The following is an 18,991-nucleotide window of genomic DNA, read 5'->3' as shown; positions in this document are numbered from 1 at the left end:
ATTCGGAACATCTTCAGAACATCAGAACAATCGTAAGGGACGACAGAGATACACCATGCCAGAACAACAATCATACGGCTTGCTTAAGGGGAAACGCGGGATCATTTTTGGCCCGTTGGATGAAACCAGCATCGGTTGGCAAATTGCGCTTGCCGCCCACCGCGAAGGGGCGGAGTTCGCAATCTCCAACGTTGCCATTGCCATGCGTGTGGGGACCGTGTTGGAGCTTGCCAAGCAGTGTGGCGATGCCCCGGTGTTCACCTGCGATGCAACAAACAACGAGGAGTTGGACCAGCTGTTCGCCAAGCTGAAGGAGATGTGGGGCGGGGTGGATTTTATCGTCCACTCGATCGGGATGTCGCAGAATATCCGCAAGAATATCCCGTACGAATCGCTGAACTACGATTGGTACATGCGGACGCTGGATGTCTCGGCAATGTCGCTCCACCGGATGATCAGCATGGCATTGAAGAACGAGGCCCTAAACAACGGAGCAAGCATTGTGGCCATGAGCTACATTGCCGCCCAGCGGAACTACTCCACCTACTCCGACATGGGGGATGCAAAATCTTTGCTGGAAGCGATTGTGCGCAGCTACGGCAGCCGGCTGGCCACGCGTGGTATTCGGATCAATACCATTTCGCAAAGCCCAACCTACACGCGGGCCGGAAGCGGGATCGAGCATTTCGACAAGATGTTCGAGTACGCCCAACGAATCTCACCGCTGGGGAACGCCACCGCCGCCGAGTGCGCCGATTACGTCACCACCATCCTGAGCGACCTTTCCCGGAAAGTCACCATGCAGAACCTGTACCACGATGGCGGCTACAGCTCGATGGGCATCACCATGCCGATGCTTGACCTGGTGTTCAACGCCCTGAAAGATGAAGGCCGCGCCGAACGCTCCGGCCTCTCGCCAATAAAAGGGGAGTGATCCCGAATTCTATCAAAAGCAACCGCGCCGAAGATTCCTGAAATCTTCGGCGCGGTTGTTTTTGCATTTCCCTTTGATTGAGCAGGGGGCGGTTCACCACTGTTCTTTCACGTTCAGCACGCGGCGCGTTGCGGTGAACTTTCCGCCAAACAGCCGCACCCCCTCCTGGCGCATCGCCTCGGCATGGTGAAGGAAGTAGTGTTGCAACGCGTCCCGGTCGCGCAAGAAGTAGTGGACGCAGTGCGTCACCGTTCCCCCTTCCGCTTCTTCCGCCGTTGTCCACGTGGCCGAAAGGAATCCCTGCAGTTGCAGCATCTGTCCGATATGCTCGCGCAGCCACGCCTCATATTCCGTGGCGGCATCCTGCTGGATGTTGATGGTTACTTCGTAGATCGTCATCAAGGTTGTTCGTTGGGTTTGTGGGTTGCAATCCGCAGCCTTCCCCACTCACTGCCGCACCACAATCCGCTCCCCGGTTTCTGTGCCGCCGCCGATAATCCGCAGCAGGTACGCGCCCGCCGAAAGCCCGGAAGGAAGCTGCACCACCACGCGCGAAATGGCACCCGCCGCCGTCGGTTCGATTCGATTGAACCGCTCCACCACGCGCCCATCGGCGGCCACAAGCTCAATCCGTGCATCGGAGGGAAGGGAGCGGACCTCGAGCGTCACCGTTTCGCCGGCGCGGTTCGGCTGCGGGCGGATTTGCAGAATCGCCATTCCCACGGCCTTGTTGTTCGCCCCGGTTGTGGCCAGCACGCGGTCGCAATAGCCATTGATAACGGTGACGGAATCGGCACTCACCTTTGCGAAAACCGGAGGCAACGCCAGGGTGCTGGCCAGCGGGTCGCCCAGTTTTTGCACGGCAATCACCCTTCCAACGCCACCGTTCACCAGCGTCGTGTTCGGCACAATTGCCAGCCGCAACTCCATCACCTCCGTCTGGGCTCCGGCGGCAAACCGGAGCACTCCAAGCGTATCCCCGACCCGGTATCCTTTTCCGTTTTGAACCTCAATCGTGGCGCGGAGCAATGCCCCATTGGTGGGATCGGGAACGGCGGCGAACCCATTCCCCAATGCCCCGGCAAACAACGCCTGGCCGCTAAACTGAGCGGTGAAAGCAATCTGCTGGACCTCGGCAGGATCAATGTCGGTTGTGGCAATCACCGCCCCGCGAATCTCCTCACCACCTTCCACCAACCCCGGCAGCCGGATGCCAATCCCCACCGCCGCTTGGCGGAACGGAAGCTCCACCGCGTGCACTGCCTGGGACTCCACGGAGTTGTCGCGGTCGGCCACAAGGTCGCGCAGCAGAAGGGTTCCGGCGATTGGCTTTTCGGGGTCAATCACCCTGATGCTTGCTTGCGCGGTAAACGCTCCCCCCAAATTCGTGATGGCAAATCCCGACTCCAGATTCTCCTCGTTGATAAGCCGCAGCGACCCCAACCCGCGGTCGTACAACCGCTGGTCCGTGATGGTGGCGGTGATTGTTGTGCGGTCGGTGGAAAGCGTGCCGGTAAAAATTGGCGCGTGGACATCGGGCGTAACCGGGTAGAAGTAGCAATTGCTGCTCCGATTTCCCGCAAGATCTACCGCCTCCAGGCAGATGCTGTCCAGCCGATTGAAGGCCAGCGTATCAATCACCTGCACCCTGAACGTTGCCCGCTTATCCCCAGGCGAAAACGTGATGGGCGAAGCAAGCATGATGTTACTGCTGAGCGAGGTGACGGTGATTGCCCCCAACCCAACATCGTACTTGTACACCTCGCTGTTGATCACGTGGATATCGTTCACCTCAACATCGGCAACCGAGCCGTAGGTCCCGGGGACCGGAGTGAAGATAATGTTCGGCGCAAGCGTGTCGGGGATTTTGGAGAAGCGGAGCGTAAACCGCGTTGCGTGCCCGGTGGGATTCGTTGTCCAGACGGAGTCCCTGGCCTCCAGCGTGATCTCCGCATCGAAGCGGGGATCGTTCACGCTGATAAATGGAAGAAGCGCGACCGGTGCGCCCGGGGGAATCGTTGGCGGGGTGAACGTGACGTTGTTCCCCGGGTTGGCAATCGGCACCACCTCCAGCAACCCACGGTCCCACGGGAGCGTGTCGGTAAGGATCACGTTCCAGCCTGGCGGGTCCGCATTGAACTGCGCCACGGCACGCGGCGCGGCGGTGTCGGGAAGCGGGCAGTAGGCAAGGGTGAGCGTCGTGTCGTTCCCGGCAAAGTCGGCAATGCGAATCGTTGCCGCGCCGGGGAGCATCGTGTCAATCACGTTCAGGCGGAAGGTTGCGCGCCGGTCGAACTTGTTGATTGGCACGCCGCCGTTATCGAAGTTGATGTCGGGGGAAGTGAAGTTCACCAGCGGGCCAAGAACCTCAATGGTCCCCAAACCGTGATCGCCGGAAAATGGGAACTGGTTCACGCTGTCGCCCACGGTCACGTGGTAGCTTCGGGCATTGCAATCGGTCCCACCTTCGGCCCCAATTGGCAACGTGGTGAACGTTGGCGGGAAGGTATCGGGGCGCGGGCGGTAGATGATGGTGTCGAAGCTCAGGTTCCGATTGCAATCGGCCACTTCATAGATCAGCCGCCCGGCGATTGTGGTATCCTTCACGCGAGCAAACAGCAACACCGCCTGCGAGGTGTCGCACCGCAGGAACGGAAGCGGGTCGGCGGTAAATGTGAAGTTATCCCCCAGGTTTTCCAGCACCCGAATGGTATCAATCCCGGTGTCGAAATCGAAATTGAGATGGCGATCCATCACGCGGGAAACCCAAAGCGCGGTGGAGTCGCGCACGGCACTGATCGGCTCGATCACCGGGGCCACGGTATCCTTTGGCGGATCCGGCGGCGGGTCAATAAATCCAAGCACCGTCACCAGCGGCTCGCACGCTTCGGTGAACGGGCCGAACTTATCTTCCACAAGCCGTCGCCAGGAGAATCGAACAATCGCTTGGGTATCGGACGAGTTGCGGTTGACGTTCAATCGCCACCGCAGCTTTTGGGTCATGCCGGGTCCAAGCTGGGTCCGTTGAATCGCCGGGGTTGACCCGTCCAGCGTCAGCCGCTCGGTTCCGTTGGGGATGGAAGCGATCGGTTCATCCAGCCGAATAAAGGGCGTTGCGGCATACTGGGTGCTGGTGTTCGAGACCCACATCTCAACGTCGAATTGCTCATAATCGTAGGGGCCGTTTTTCACCGCTTGGGTTATCACCCGTTTGGTGCGGATGTCAATGAACACCCCGCCGTTGCGGCAGGTGAACATGTCGTTGCTGCCGCGATTGTTCAGCCCGAACGAGGTCCGCACTACCCCTTTCCCCACAAGGCTATCCCACCGGGTCAGCGTTGCGCAGTCAGCAAAACTCTCGGTGCCCACCTCACCCGGGGGGAACCATGAGCTTGCACGCAGCCGCCGCCAGTCATCAATCACAAACAGTGATGGCGGGGTAAGTTTCACGCCACGGCGTGTGGGTCCCGCGCAGCTTGTGAATTGGGAAGACCGTGTTCATGGGGTTTTCGGCAAGGAAATTGCCGATGTGGTAGAAATCGGGCGGAGGATCGTATGGAGGGGCGAAGACGCGGCCCGGGGTGTTCACATTCCAGAGGCCTCGGTCGCTGGCGATTGAGGTTTGGTCCCCAAAACCGCCACTGCTGAAGGTGCTGGCCTGGCTGTTGTAGGTGTCCAGCATCAGCAAGATTCCAAGCCGGGCGAAGGAGTAGATGATCTTCTCGTACTCGAACTCCAGCAGCATATCTGCGCCGTCGTCATAGACGCTGGTGGAGGCTTCGGGAACGAAGCGCATGGTGATGCGGTAGCCGTAGATATTCTTCCACGTTACGGCAATGGTATCTGCCGAAACATAGACGGAATCGAACGGCTTGAACGGGACATCGCCGGTGGACGTGCGTGGGCGTGGGACCACTCCATTGCCGAATCGTTCCGGCACATTGCAGGCATAGCGGGTGGTTCCGTTCGATTGGTCCACACGGAAGATCACGTGGCTGGTAATCAGCGTGACGGTCTGGTAGAGGAAGCGATTGAACTGGCCCGCCGGCCCGGCGGTGATTCCGAATTTCCCCGAACGGTCGTTCGTCACCACGTTTGCGCGGATAAAGCGATTCCCCACGCTGGTGACCTGCTGCGCCGGCAGCAACCCGCCACCGCCAAGCAGAAGTATCCAAACAAGAAGGCAAACCGCCCGGCTGCGATGCTGCGGCCTGCGGTACAGGAGGTTGGTAGTATGGTTCATGGCTGTGTTCGGAAGGGGGAGGCTGGAAATCCTTCGGCCCACGTTATGTCAATAAGTGCTCCAAGTACGGAAAGAGCGTGTGTTACCCAGCAGTTGGGCCCGATAGAGTGAAAGAAACGCGCGCGTCCAGAAAGGACCCACGGCGCATAGGCAGGATGAAGAAGGGAAAGAGAGAACGGGGGAAATTCTTAACCGCTAGCAAGCTACCATTTTACGACGGCTTTGCAAGCAGTATTCTTGGATGTTTTTTTCTCCCCCGGGCCACCAGCTTCGGCAATACGCTAAACAGTATGAGGCCGAAATAGCCCGATAGGTTACGGGGTAGCCTGATTATCTGCACAGGGTACACTACTGGCAGGCAACCAATGCGCAATGCAAACGCCCAGCGGGGCATGGCACACCATGCCCCGCTGGGCTGTTTCTGAACCGTCAACCGATTACTTCACCACAATCAGCACTTGCTCTGCTTGCCAGCTTCCGCTTCGGACCCGGCAGTAATACACACCGGAGCTTAACCGATTCGCGTTCCACACCATCCGGTGTTCCCCTTCTCCCAATTCCCCAACGAACAACCGCTCCACCACTAACCCACGGCTGTCGCTGATCTCTACTTCTGTCCAGCCCGATAACCCCAACTCAAACTCTATCTCCGTCGTCGGGTTGAACGGGTTCGGGTGGTTCGGGTGCAATGCGTACCCCGACGCACCAACCTCCATCAAGCGATTACTCAATCCGCAAATCGAATCTACTCCAATCCGACCCGGAACCCATGACAGCGTTCGGCACTCCATCGGCTCCACGCTTCCGCTGAGTCGTAACTCACTCACGACTGAGTCTCCAACAAACCCACCAAATTTCAGCCGTGCAACCTCACCACTTCCTAACAGACCCTGCCCGCCGGGCGGAACCAGCAGCATTCGCACTTTCCCCAGGCTGTCACTGCTCACCGTCAGGCTCCAGCCAATCGTTGCTTGGCCAATCGCCGCTCCTTCGGTTCCCCACTCCTTTGCCAGACTCACCACTCGCGGGTTCCACTCCATCACCAACTCAATCCCCGTCATCATGCTCGATGATGCTCCCTCGGTCACGATGCTCACCTCACTCGTTCCGCCAACACCAACACGGTAGTCACGGCCAATCGAAAACTTCCGCTGCTCGGCGGGGGTGATCCTCACCGTGACGCTATCCTCAACCCAGCAGCCTTCTTGGCTTTCCACCCGCACACGGTAGGTGGTGGTTGCTGCTGGGCTGGCGGTTGGCGTGGCGCAAGTGTCGCAGCTGAGTCCAACGCTCGGGGTCCAACGAATTTGCGCACCCGCTGCGTTGCTGGAAACACTCAGCTGTGCCACCCCGCCACCACACATCGCCGTGTCGCCCGATGCCACTGCCAACAGCGGCAATGCCACCCTGACGGTGATGCTGTCGCGGGCAGTGCAGCCGTTGGTGGTTCTCACCGTTGCGGTGTAGGTGGTTGTTTGGGTTGGATTGGCTGTGGTTGTCCGGCAGGTGTCGCAGCTAAGACCGGTGCTTGGGGTCCATTGCACGTCCCCGGAGTCGGCGGTTGCAACCAGTGTGGTGGATTCGCCTGCGCAAAGCACCGGTTTCCCCTGCATCGCAAGGCGAATGCTAGGCTGCGGGTGAACCACCACCAACACCGAATCTACCAGCGAAGCACCACAGGCCGTGACAGCACGCAGGTGATAGAGCGTTGTGCTGGCTGGCGTTGCTTGCGTTGCTGTGCAGGTGTCGCAGTCAAGGCCGGTGCTTGGGGTCCAGCCTAGCAACCGTGATCCATTGGAAAGGACTCCGCGAAGGGTGAGGCTTTCGCCTGCGCAGATGCTTTCAACGGGGTCAATGCGCAGGCTGCCGCTGTCGGCCACGGTGACGGTGATGGTGTCGTGGGAAACGCAGCCGTTGCTGTTGCGGGCGGTAAGGATGTAGCTGGCCGATTGGCGTGGAACGGCAATCGGGTTGGCGCAATTCCAACAAGAGAGATCGTTGGTGAACGCCCACGTGAGCGTGCCGCTGCCGCTCCCTTGCAGTTGGAGCGTATCGCCCGGGCAGATGGCCGTGTCGCGTCCGGCATTGACGGTTGGCGGGGCAACCACACGAAGGGTGGCACGTGCGGTGTCGGTGCCAAACTCGTTGAAGACGACCAGTTCCACGGTGTAGGTCCCGGGTGAATCGTAGCAGAGGGGCGGAGGGATTGGGAGGGTTGAGGTATCGGGGGTTGCCCCCGGGAAACGCCAGAGCCTGCCGGAAGGTGGACCGAAGGTTGCCGATGGCCGCGAGGTATCTTGCAAGCGGAAACACCCCCCAAGACAAAGCACCGAATCGCTGAGGGAGAAGCGTGCTTGTGGCGGCAAGCAGCGGATCGGGTTGGGGTCGTACCAGCTGTCAACGAGGTTGGGGAGGACTACCGCCGATGCCCCTTTCAAGTCCAGCCAACGTTCCACATATCGGCACTGTGGCCCAGGCTCATCAGGGCGTTCAAGCATTGCAAGGTAATGCCCCGGTCCCCCAACAACGATCATTCCATTCGGGGCGATTTGCAGACAGATGAACGTCCCTGTTTTATGCACGACATCATAGGTAGCGATCAACGTTTTCGTGGACAAGAAATCGGGGACGTTGAGATCGAATTGGAAGAGGCTATCGCGGAAATCTTTATCGAAGTAGTGGTGGATAATGTACAATTTTGAGCTATTTGGAGAAAAACTCAAGCCGAAGGTTGCGTTCCCGATGGGAATGAGTTGGGAGTTTGAGACAATGCCAGTAGTATTGTCAAAATCAGCAAACTCAATCGTTCCATCCCGGGTGATTGCCGCAGCAAGTTTCTTTCCGTTGGGAGAAATCTTCAGGTAGCCACGAGCATTGTCGGTTCTTTTATCACGATACTCATGGTTGACCCCAGTGCGGGAGATGACCGGTCCGGCAATCCCAGTGTCGCTGACGTGGTAGGCATAGTAGCGGTCATCATTCCAGCCATGGGCCAGCACCCAGTAGCCCTTGCCGGTGCAATCTTGGGTGGCGGCAAGTTTTTCGGTGGCAGGCTTAAAGAGTGGGATGTTCTTTTGCACGACATCCCCCAACCCACCATCGCGCCGCATATCCACCACGGAGTAATTCACGCCGCGCCGTTGTACCCCTGCGGAATCATCATAATATGGCTGCCAGTCGGCGGTGAAGATATAGTAGAGCATGGTATCGGCAGGATCGGGAAGGATGAGTGCCGATTGTGAGGATGATGTATTCCCTAAAAGTCTTCCAGCCGCCCAGTTCGCATTGGGCATCGTTGTGCGATTGCGATTCCAGACCTCTTGGCCGTTGGTATAGAAGAGCCATTGTCTCCCGCTACGGTTGGCAGTGCTGGCAATCCCTTCACCAACATCTGTCGGTTCACTCAATCCTGGGAACGTAGTTGGTGGGGTAGTATTAAAGTCTATTCCAACGTTGACGGTAATCCAGATATTCCCTTCTTGCTGGGCATGGAGAAGCATTGCTGTCACCCACAACACAAGTGGAAGCATCACTATTTGTCGTTTCATCACGACCTCTAGAGAAAAAATGCCACGCACCCTCGGCACATTCCCGTGCCGAGGGTGCATAGCGTGTTGATGATTAACGACGCAGGATGAACGTGCTGCTCATCACTGTTTCCCCGATTTGTATCCGAACACGGTAGCTGCCCGACGGCCAATCCGAACCGTCCACCCGAAGGTGAGAATCGGATGCCCTCGTGGAAACAGGATTGCAAGAATCCTGCCGAAACAGGTAATGATCGAGCGATCTCATACGATTGCAGGAAAAGTGTGTGAAGCTGGTATCGCGTCGCCAAAAGATTTATGAGCAAAAGTACTCCGCCCAAGTAGATGAGGCAAGGCCGATGCAGTGATAGATCAATACCTTTTTTCTGTGTCGGGCAACAAAGCTGCATTCGGGCATACAACACCGTCTTTTGAGGAGTGCGGGAAGGGCATACTATGCATGAATCATAGAGACTTGACCTTACACAACGGGGAGTCCCGGCACCCCGGAACTCCCCGTGCGATTCACCTTGCGGCCACCGCGTTATTCTGTCACGATCACCTTTCCCCAATCCACCCCGGTTGCTCCGGTTAGGCGCAGGAAGTAGATGCCAGGGGCAATCGTTGGCGGAAGTGTGAACTCCACCCCGGCCACCGTTTCCCCTGCGGCTTGCTCCAGTCGTATCGTCTCGACAAGGGAGCCGTCGGCAGCCACAAGCTCCAGGCGAGCACCGCTGGCGGGAAGCTCGCGAATCATCAGTTGCAGCGTGCGCCCGCCGCTTAGTCCGGCAGGCTGCGGGCTGATGCGGAGCAGCGCAAGCCCCGTTGCTTTCAGGTTGCCGCCGGTGGTGGCCAGCACCCGCTCGCAGTTACCGTTGTGATATCCCACCGAGTCGGACGATGGCTTGAAGAAAGTAGCAGGAAGCATCACCACCGATGTTGCCGTGTCGTTCGCTGCGGCATCGGTGAAGGTGGTGCCTGCGCCAGCATTCACCGCCTGTGCGCCCGGGACAAGCGTCACGCGGAACTCCGTCACCTCGGTAGATTTCAGCGTGGCGAACCGGAGCACCGCAACCGTATCCCCAACCTTGTACAAGCGGTTTGCCATTCGGACATCCATCTTCAAAACCCCTGCTCCCGCCGGAGTAACGGTGGCGGTGGCGGTGGCGTTCCGCGCCCCCACGTAGCTGATAAGTCCGCTGTACTCAACATCGAACACCACCGAACTGACCGCCCCTCCCGGAAAGCTATCGGTGACGATGATCGGCGCGTCGAACTCTATCTCCCCCTCCACCACCGGTGGCAGTTTCAGCGCGAAGCCGCTGGTGGGAAGGTAGAACGGAATGCGCCGGATATGAATGGCCGTCAGCTCGGGGGAAGTGGTTGCGTCGCCAATCACGTCGCGAATCACCAGGGTTCCGGACACCGGTTTGTTTGGATCAACCACAGCAACCAGAACCGAAGCCGATGCAGCACCGCGAAGGTTCGTCAGCGAAAATCCCGGATCAAGATTCACGGGGTTCTCGATGGTGACGGAGCCAAGCCCGCGGTCGTACGGGCGGGAATCGGTGGCGATTCCGGTAAGGCTGCTTCGGTCGCTGGAAAGCTGCCCCACAAAAATCGGGCTGCGCGAATCGGGGACAACGGGGTAGTAGTAGCAACGCGTGGAGGTGTTCCCGGCAAGGTCCGTTGCCTGGAAACAGATGCTGTCGCGGATGGTGCTTGCCAGCGTGTCCAGCACCTCAATCTGGAATGTGGTGCGGGCATCGCCGGCGGAAAAGGCAATTGGCCGCAACGGGCGCACCCGCATATTCGGCGTGGTGCGGGCTGGGTCAACGGCGATCGTGGCCAGCCCCAGATCGTACGGGTACAGGTCGTTGTTGCTCAGATAATGGATGTCGTTCACCTCAATATCAGCCACCATTCCGCTGCTTCCCGGGTCCGGCGCAAAGGTTGCATCGGTGAAGTTCGGGGCCAGCGTGTCGGGCGTTCCCCGGAATCGCATGGTCACGGTGTCGGCATGGCGTGCGGGGTCGCTTCCGTAGTAGGTGTCGCGAATCACCAGCACCAGCTCGGCATCGTTTTTATCATCCACCACTTGGAATGTTCCCAGCCCCATGAACGACCGCATCCCCGGCACCACTGGCCACGCAACGCTTGCGGGGTCCTGGCCATTGAAGGTGATGTTGTTGTTCAGATTGCTCAGCACCGCAAGCTCCTGAAGCCCACGGTCCCACGCTGCCGAATCGCTGGCTTCAAGCTGCCACTGCTGCCCGGTTGTGCCAATGGGAACCACCTTCCCAACTGGCGGCAATGTGTCGGGGCGGGTGCAGTAGGTGAACGTCAGGATGGTGTCGTTCCCGGCAAAATCGGCAACGCGAATGCGGATGCTTCCATCCTGCATCGAATCAACCACCGAAGTGCGGAAGGTGGCGCGTTTGTCGAACGGCTGGACCGCTGCGCCGCCACGGTCGAAGTTGATTTCAACCGGCGTGAAGTTTATCGGCGTTCCAACAACCTCAATCGTGCCGAACCCATTATCCCCCGCCGATGGCTCCTGGTTGATGCTGTCGCTTAGGAAGACCTCATACACGCGGGCATTGCAGAACGGAACCACGTAGGGGGCATAGATTGAATCAATCGTTGGCGTAAAAATATCGGGCCGGGGGGAGTAGATCACGGTATCGCACACGCGGTTCCCCTTGCAGTCGAAGATGCAAAATTCGAGATGGCCCGGCTTGGCGGTATCCACCACGCTGGCCACCATGTTCAGCGTCACGTTGGTGTCGCACCGGTTGAAGTTTTGCGGCGCGATGTCCAACTTGAAATTGCCGTTGTCGTTGCGGACAATCTGGATGCTGTCAATGCCGGAGTCGTAGTTGAACCCGAGGTGGCGGTCGTAGGTGCGGAAGTTCCAGTAGGCAGTTTCGGCACGTCCGGACCCGGTGGCTTCCAGGATTGGGGCTAGCGTATCGGGCGGCGGGTTCGCCGGTGGGTCCTGGAATCCGATCACCGTCACCAACGGTTCGCAGCCATCGCGGAACAATTTTTCCGCCTTGTTGGTGGCCGGTTTTTGGTAGAACCGGAGCCTGACCAATGTATCTGTCGAGGCAGGGTCAATGTTCAGAAGCCACGTCAGTTTTCCGGTGGAGCGTTCTTGCAGTTGGATGTATTGCTTTGCCGGGGTGGATGGGTCCAAGGTCAGCCGTTGGGTCCCGTTTGGCGAAGATTGGATGGGAACCTGCAAGCGAATTTCGGGCGCGATGTCGAACTGCGTGTTCAGGTTGGTGATCCACATATCCACCCGCACTTGGTTTGGGGTATATGGGCCGTTCTTCACCTTCTGCGTCACAAGCCGCTTGGCGCGGATGTCAACAAACAGGATGGAGTCGCGGCAGGTGTACAGGTCGTTCCCCGCTTTGTTGTTCAGCCCAAACGCCGTGCGGACGGTTCCGCTTCCGGCAAGGTTTTCCCAGCGGGCAAAGGTGGCGCAATCCACCATGCTGTTATTGCCAACCGCTGGCGGCAGGTCCCATGCCACGTCCCACAAGTGTTGCCAATCGCTAATGGCAAACAGCGATGGAGTTGTTAGCGGGGCCCCGTTATGGCTGGTTCCCCGCAGCCGATGAATCGGGTAGATAGTGTTTAAGGGCTGGGAATAAATGAAGTTCCCGATGTGGTAGAAATCGGGGATACGGTCGGTGTTGTCGTTGGTGTTGCCGAAGCGTTTCCCGGGAACGTTTACCGGGAAATAACCATCGCTGGTCAGGATGGATGATTGATCGCCCGCCCCGCCGCTAAGGTTTGTTGCGTCGCTGTTCACGCCGTCCAGCATCAGCACGATGCTTAACGTGACGTTGTTGAAGGCCTTCTTTTCGTACTGCCACTCGATCAGCATATCGGCCCCGTTATCGTACGGGGTTAGCCGTTTCTCCGGAACCCACCGCATCTTCACTTCATATCCCCCCACGTTGTTCCAGATCACCATTGCCGTATCGGGCGACTGATACAGGCTATCATAGGGGATGAATGGGATGTCCTGGCCCTGATATTTTGGACGAGGGTTCATCCAGGGGGAAGGGACGTTACAGAAGAAGCGTGGTGCCTGCCCAGGCTGGTCAATCCGGAACACGACATGGCTGGTGATCTGCTCGCTTCCCCGGAACAGGAAGCGCGTCGTGTTCCCTTCCGGCCCCGCCGTTATCCAGAACTTCCCGGACTTCTGCTGCTTCGTGATATTCGCCTGGATGTACGGATTGCCCACGTTCACAATGGTTTGTGCCGGAAGCACTCCGCTTACCAGCAGCCAAAGCGGCAGCAGCGCAAACAACCATTGCCGCCACAGCGCAGTGCATGGCGGCAGGCATTGGGTAGAACCTGTCATAATCAGTAGTTGGATGTTGGAACCGGAAGAAGTATATCGGCGCAGCGAATGGCAGCAATGCCACAACGCAGCAACAGCACGGGGGCGGCTGGCTTACTCCAGCACGTACCGCCCGCCAATCAGAATCTGGAATGAGTTAAGCCGAAGCTCGGGGTCGCCAACGTGCATCGTCAGCGGAAGGGTGTACATCAGGCGGGGCCCAAGCCGAAGTTTTTTGCTTTCGGTGATTGGGAACTCTAGCCCGGCATACAACACAAGATCCGCAGTGAACCCGCTGACATCGTCGCGCTGTTCCGCAGGATAGACTTTTGAATACGGGTCGGAGGATTCGCTTTCGGCATAGTACACATCGGAAAGCCCTAACTCGTTAATCAGCACCGTCCGCGACAAGATGTTTTTGGTGTACTGGCTGGAAGCACCGGTCACAAAATTACCGCTTGCCCCAACGCCCAGATAGACCGGCTTCGCTAAATAGTATTTCAACGACGGAAGGAAGAAGAACATACTGGTGTTGAACTCCCCCAGATTCTCAAAATCAACATCGGTGCGGACCAACCCGTTGTTGGTGTTCAACAGAACATTCTCCCGCGAGTTGTAGCTGCTGCTAAGGCTTCGCCCCTGGAATCCAAGCAATGCCTCGAACCGGAATTTTTCGCCACTGAGCGGGTGGTCGTACGCCAGCGCGATCACCCCGTTTATCGCCGCTCCTTCTTTAAAATCCCCACATCCGGTTAGATACTCCCCCGATTGCCATGCCGACGACAACCCCACTTCCAGCCCAACACGTGGATAGACCTTAATCACTTGGTCAAGTGGGTTGGATTGCGCCCGCACGACGGCGGGCAGAAGCACGAACGCAAGAAGAAGCGACGCAACAATGCGTTTCCCAAGCGGTGAAGGCTGCACTAATTTCATGGCGATTGTTGTCAGTTACGGTGCAGAAAATGGTTGCCAGATGAACACACGAAGCAGGAAATCAGTTACGAACATTGATGTGCCGCCGTATCTGCTTCGGCTGCTGCGCCGGTGAATATACCGAATCGCCCTTCCCTGCTGCATCCTAATTTCTTGTCGGGTAAAGCCTGTTCCGTCTTGGTTCCGATAAAGAGCCTGCAACTGCTACGAACGTCACGCACACGCACACACAGAACCGCGATGAATCATCCCAAACCGCAACATCACGAATCCGCCACCGGTGCCGAACGCCCCGATGCCCCCCACATCTACGGAACAGCACGCGGCATTGCCGTGAAAATCCTAACCCGCGTTGAACGAAGCGATGCCTACCTTGATAAACTTCTCGGGGCCGAGCTTAGCCAATCGGACCTTTCCGATGCCGACAAACGCTTGCTTGGCGAGCTTGCAACCGGCGTGCTTCGCTGGCGAGGAAGGCTGGATTGGGTGCTGACCGGATTCTACCACGGCGAATTCTCCAAATGCCTCTCCATCGTCAAAAACGCCATGCGGGTCGCGCTTTACCAGATCATGTTTCTGGAACGCATCCCCCACTCGGCAGCGGTCAACGAATCGGTGGAGATTGTGAAACGGCTGAAAGGGGAGAAATCGGCGGCGATTGTCAACGGCGTGCTTCGGAGCGTTATCCGAAAAATCTCCGCAATCACCTGGCCCGACCGCTCCGGCGAACCCTCCTACTACCTTGCGGCGATGCAATCCCACCCGCAATGGCTGGTGCGCCGCTGGATTGAGGAGTTCGGAATCCGCGAAACCGAGCACCTGCTGGAAGCCAACAACCAACGCCCACGGCTAACCTTGCGGGTCAACCTTCTGCGCACCACCCGCGAAGCCGTTGAGCAACGCCTTGCCAGCGAAGGGATCAAGACCTCGCGCTCCCCGTGGCTCCCTTCCATCCTGAACGTTGAGGGGACGTTCAACATCACGGCAAACCAGGCGTTCCGCGAAGGCTTGTTCACCGTGCAAGATGAAGGAGCGGCCATGGCAATCCACCTTGCCGCCCCTTCCCCGGGCATTCGCGTGATTGACCTGTGCGCCGCCCCGGGCGGAAAAAGCACCGCAATGGCCGAGCTGATGAATGGAAATGGTGAGATTATCGCGCTGGATAAGTACGAGCCAAAACTGAAATTGATTGCCGAAACCGCCGAACGACTTGGCTTGGCGGAAACAATCCACACCTCCGTTGGCGATGCCAGCACCATCACCCTTCCCCCCGCCGACCTTGTGGTTGTGGATGCCCCCTGCTCCGGACTGGGAACCCTCAGCAAAAAGCCGGATATCAAGTGGAAGCGGGAGCCGGAGGATATCCCGCAGCTTGCCGCGCTGCAACGTGCGATTCTGGCAAACGCCGCCAAGCTGGTGCGCTCCGCCGGGGTGTTGCTTTACTCCACCTGCACGATTGAGCGGCGCGAGAATCAAGAAGTGGTGGAAGCCTTCTTGGCCGATCATCCTGAGTTCATGTTGGAGCCAGCATCGGAATGGCTTCCGGCAGCGGTTGTCACCGAAGACGGCTTCATGCAAACGCTTCCCCACCGCCACGGATTGGACGGAATGTTTGCCGCACGGCTGCGGCGGAAGGGATAGCCGGAACGATTGGCCGGAATGGTGAGCATTTCCGGCATGCCTCAGATTCTTTGCGCCTGCCACTTGATTGTTGTGGGCTGCTTCCCTAAGTTGGCAGCCCATTGTTCCTTACCAACTGCGGAATGCTGAAGCGACGGTTCATCTGGTTCTTAACACTGCTGTTCGCGATTGTGCCGCTGATTACTGCCGCACAGGAAGGAACCTCTGTGCCGCGCCAATCCTCCCCGGCCCCCACCAAAAAATTTTCGCAGAAGCGGAAGAAGCATAAATCCTACCGGAAGAAATCCAAGAAGAAGTCGCGGAAGAAATCCAAGAAGAAATCACGGAAGAAACTCCACCGGAAACGGCACGCCACAAACAAGCAGAAACAGCACCGGACACCGCGCCGCCCTGCACCCAAGCCAAAGCAGCAAATCGAAGCCGCCAAACCGGCTGCGCCAGAAACCGCCGCGCCGGCAGCATCAGCCTCGGCATCGCGAAGCCGTCGGGAGCCGAAAGTTTCTCCAAAATTTGTGGTTCCTCCGGCAACCGGGTGGCGTGCAAACGTCCGCCGCACCGTGGCCACAACCCCTGCCGGGACGATTGCCCCGTTCGAGGCGTTCGCCACGCTTGGGGCGTTGCTCCGCACGTTGCCGGACCAAGGGGAGGTGCGGGTTCGCTACGGGATTTATCCCGGGGATAGAAAGAACACGCAGGCAAAACGATTCGACCAGGAGCGGCGGAACGTCACCGTCACTTGCTGGCTGCATGGGATCCGTTACGACAGCGCATCGCCCGATGAGAACGACCGCGAGGTGCAATTGCTGGTGGGAACCACTGCCGACACCGCAACGGCCACCATGATCTTTGCCCGCATCCCCGGCCCGCTGTGGGGCGTTGGCGCGGCGTTGCAGGATGAGTTCACCATTGCGCGCGAACAGCTATCCGACGCAGTTGGCACGCGCCCAACCCCGGAATGGCGCTGGATTACGCCGCGCCAAGTTGTGGTGGAAGGGGGAATGTTTTTCAACGGGCTGCGGGACCCCGGCATCCGCAACGATGCCCAGCGCGACCCGGCCCGGCCGCTCACCGTTTGGGAGATCGCCCCGGTGGTGTCGGTTACGCCAATCAGCCTTGCCGAGTAGCAACCATTCGTGTGGGTGCTTCCCCGCAGCTTCTTTTGAGCCAATTCCTATATTGCCCCGGCCTTGTTTGGGCGGTGCTTGCCGCTCTGCCAGTTCTCCATTCTCACCGTTTTTCCATTTTCAACCATGATACGTTTGCGACTTCCGTGGCCGCTGGCCCTGCTCATTCTGCCGATGCTGGCAATTCCGCTTGTTGTGGCGCGTGCCCAAGAGGGGAACGTTATTCTTGACACCGTTCTGACCGAGCACCGTTGGGATATTCAGGACCGCAAGACGGTCAAAGTGGGATTTCCCGACAGCACCCACCGGTTCCGTAAAATCATCCTTCACTACAAGATGCGGTACACCGGTTTCCAGACCGGGGATGATTACTACGATTACACCACGCAGGTTTTCGCGCTGCGCCCAACCGGGAAGCAGGACACCTTGGGGAACCCGATCAAAGAAGCGATTGAGATTTCGCGGGCAATCACCGCCTACGGGAATTTTTTCAGCGCGGGGACCGAGCTTGAATGGAGGGCCGATGTCACCGACTTCGCGCCGCTGTTCCGCGACTCGGTGGAAATCCAAACATTCTACGATGGCTGGAAACGTGGCCCGCTGCTGACGCTGTGGTTCGAGATGACCGAGGGGATTCCGCCGATGGATATCTATCGCGTGGAAAAGGTCTATGCCGGCAGCTTCCGCTACGGCGACCCAAGCAACTCCATCGAGAACGCGCTGGTTCCAAAAACTTTTCCGGTGAACCCCAACGCGGGGGTGACAACGCTGAAAATCACCACCACCGGCCACGGCTTTGGTGGGACCGATAACGCCGCCGAGTTCTCCCCCAAAACGCACACCGTTGCCATCAACGGCAAGCAGGCCTTCAGCCACTACCTGTGGCGCGACGACTGCGGGCGGAACCCAACCTTCCCGCAAGGGGGAACGTGGTGGTTGTCGCGCGCGGGGTGGTGCCCGGGGTTGGAAGTCACCCCGTACACCTACGATCTTACCCCGCTGATTCAGGGGGAGGATTCCGTGGTGATTGACTACAACATGGAACCCTACACTAACGCCGTCCCGGATAAGCCAGCATCGTACTACATCTACGCCTACGTGATGTCCGCCGGCCAGCCGAACTTCCAGAACGATGCAGAGATTGTGGAGGTGCAAGCCCCGAACAACGAGTACCGCTTCCGCCGCCTAAATCCGATTTGCAGCGGCGCGCCGCCAACAATTGTGGTGCGGAACACGGGGAAAGAACCGCTTACGCAGCTGATGATTAGCTACGGCATCAACGGCTCCACCGACAACACGTTCAACTGGACGGGGAATTTGAAGTTTTTGGAATCGGCCCAAATCGCGCTGCCGGGGATTGATCTTGGCACCACAGCGGGAACGTTCCAAGCGGTGGTTAGCCAGGTGAACGGCGTTGCCGATGAGTACGCCGGCAACAGCAACGTGGTCACGAACTTCACCCCGGCGCGGACGTTCGCCAACACGATGTACGTGTCGGTCCGGACCGACGACATCCCCGACTACGCTGGCGAGACCACCAACGGCATCAGCTACACCATCACCGCGCTGGATGGAACGGTGATGTTAGACCGCTCGGGGCTGGAGGACAACGTCACCTACCGCGACACCGTCAATCTGCCAAACGGCGGCTACCGGTTCCGCATCAACGACGAAGGGTTTGCCGATGGGCTTTGGTTCTTCTTCTCCCAAAGCGCAACCAAAGGGAGCTACAGCTTGCGCGATAGCAAGGGGAAGGTGCTGATTAACGCCACCGATTTGCGTGCCGATTTTGGGAGCTACGATGAGCTGTTTTTCACCGTTGCCAGCACCACCGATGCCCCGCAGGAAACGCCAGCATCAGCCGATGAAGAATATTTCACGATCTACCCCAACCCCACCGATGGCCGGTTTATGGTTGCCGCCAATATGCAATCGCTGAACAACGATCCGGCGGTGACGTTGCGGGTCTTCTCGATGCTTGGCGAAGAGGTCCACTCGGCTCCGTTCCGCGCACGCGCCCACGGGGTGATGCAGCTGGACCTTTCGCTCTGCCCCCCGGGGACCTACACCGTGCAACTGGAGTCGGCGGACAGAGTGTTGCGGCGGCGAATAGTGATTACAGGCAAGTAACCATTCACGCAGAAACCACGGCGATGGGATGCGCAGATGGCTCCGGATAACCTCCGGGGAATCGGCGCATCCCATCGCCAATTTTAATCCCCA

General features: G+C 58.5%; 10 protein-coding genes. 4 read left to right on the top strand and 6 right to left on the bottom strand.

The genetic code is table 11. The annotated features are described in order from the left end of the window. The first annotated feature begins 55 nt into the window (after window positions 1–55). Window positions 56–934, top strand: a complete 879-nt coding sequence (locus IPM61_08085) for an enoyl-ACP reductase (GenBank protein ID MBK8911278.1) — start codon at window positions 56–58, stop codon at window positions 932–934. A gap of 93 nt (window positions 935–1,027) precedes the next feature. Here IPM61_08085 and IPM61_08080 read toward each other — a convergent pair whose 3' ends face one another. The 6 genes from IPM61_08080 to IPM61_08055 form a co-directional block, all read right to left on the bottom strand. Further along, window positions 1,028–1,333 (bottom strand): DUF4286 family protein, encoded by a 306-nt coding sequence (locus IPM61_08080; protein ID MBK8911277.1) that lies wholly within the window; start codon window positions 1,331–1,333, stop codon window positions 1,028–1,030. Window positions 1,334–1,381: 48 nt separating this feature from the next. Beyond that, window positions 1,382–4,384 carry a T9SS type A sorting domain-containing protein gene (locus IPM61_08075; protein MBK8911276.1) on the bottom strand — a complete coding sequence of 1,001 codons (3,003 nt, stop codon included), beginning with the start codon at window positions 4,382–4,384 and terminating at the stop codon, window positions 1,382–1,384. Beyond that, window positions 4,350–5,177: a hypothetical protein gene (locus IPM61_08070; protein ID MBK8911275.1), complete on the bottom strand. Its 828-nt coding sequence runs from the start codon at window positions 5,175–5,177 to the stop codon at window positions 4,350–4,352. Before IPM61_08070 ends, IPM61_08075 begins: the two co-directional genes overlap by 35 nt. Before the next feature lie 437 nt (window positions 5,178–5,614). After that, window positions 5,615–8,725 (bottom strand): hypothetical protein, encoded by a 3,111-nt coding sequence (locus IPM61_08065; protein ID MBK8911274.1) that lies wholly within the window; start codon window positions 8,723–8,725, stop codon window positions 5,615–5,617. Between the two features lie 523 nt (window positions 8,726–9,248). Beyond that, on the bottom strand, window positions 9,249–13,088 hold the full coding sequence (locus IPM61_08060) for a hypothetical protein (GenBank protein MBK8911273.1): 3,840 nt from the start codon (window positions 13,086–13,088) through the stop codon (window positions 9,249–9,251). Between the two features lie 93 nt (window positions 13,089–13,181). Further along, on the bottom strand, window positions 13,182–14,003 hold the full coding sequence (locus IPM61_08055) for a hypothetical protein (GenBank protein MBK8911272.1): 822 nt from the start codon (window positions 14,001–14,003) through the stop codon (window positions 13,182–13,184). A 240-nt stretch (window positions 14,004–14,243) separates the two neighbouring features. Here IPM61_08055 and rsmB point away from each other — a divergent pair, with 240 nt between their 5' ends. The 3 genes from rsmB (at window position 14,244) to IPM61_08040 (ending at window position 18,898) form a co-directional block, all read left to right on the top strand. Next, the gene (rsmB, locus tag IPM61_08050) at window positions 14,244–15,644 is read left to right on the top strand and encodes a 16S rRNA (cytosine(967)-C(5))-methyltransferase RsmB (GenBank protein MBK8911271.1); all 1,401 of its coding nucleotides are present in this window, start codon (window positions 14,244–14,246) and stop codon (window positions 15,642–15,644) included. 122 nt (window positions 15,645–15,766) lie between these two features. Next, window positions 15,767–16,768: a hypothetical protein gene (locus IPM61_08045; protein MBK8911270.1), complete on the top strand. Its 1,002-nt coding sequence runs from the start codon at window positions 15,767–15,769 to the stop codon at window positions 16,766–16,768. A 126-nt stretch (window positions 16,769–16,894) separates the two neighbouring features. Further along, window positions 16,895–18,898 carry a T9SS type A sorting domain-containing protein gene (locus IPM61_08040; protein MBK8911269.1) on the top strand — a complete coding sequence of 668 codons (2,004 nt, stop codon included), beginning with the start codon at window positions 16,895–16,897 and terminating at the stop codon, window positions 18,896–18,898. The last annotated feature ends 93 nt before the right edge of the window (window positions 18,899–18,991 follow it).

The organism is Chlorobiota bacterium, assembly GCA_016710285.1.
GTDB lineage: Bacteria > Bacteroidota > Ignavibacteria > OLB7 > OLB7 > OLB7.
Note: the sequence above shows the minus strand (reverse complement) of the source record. Positions and strands in the feature narration are given on the sequence as shown.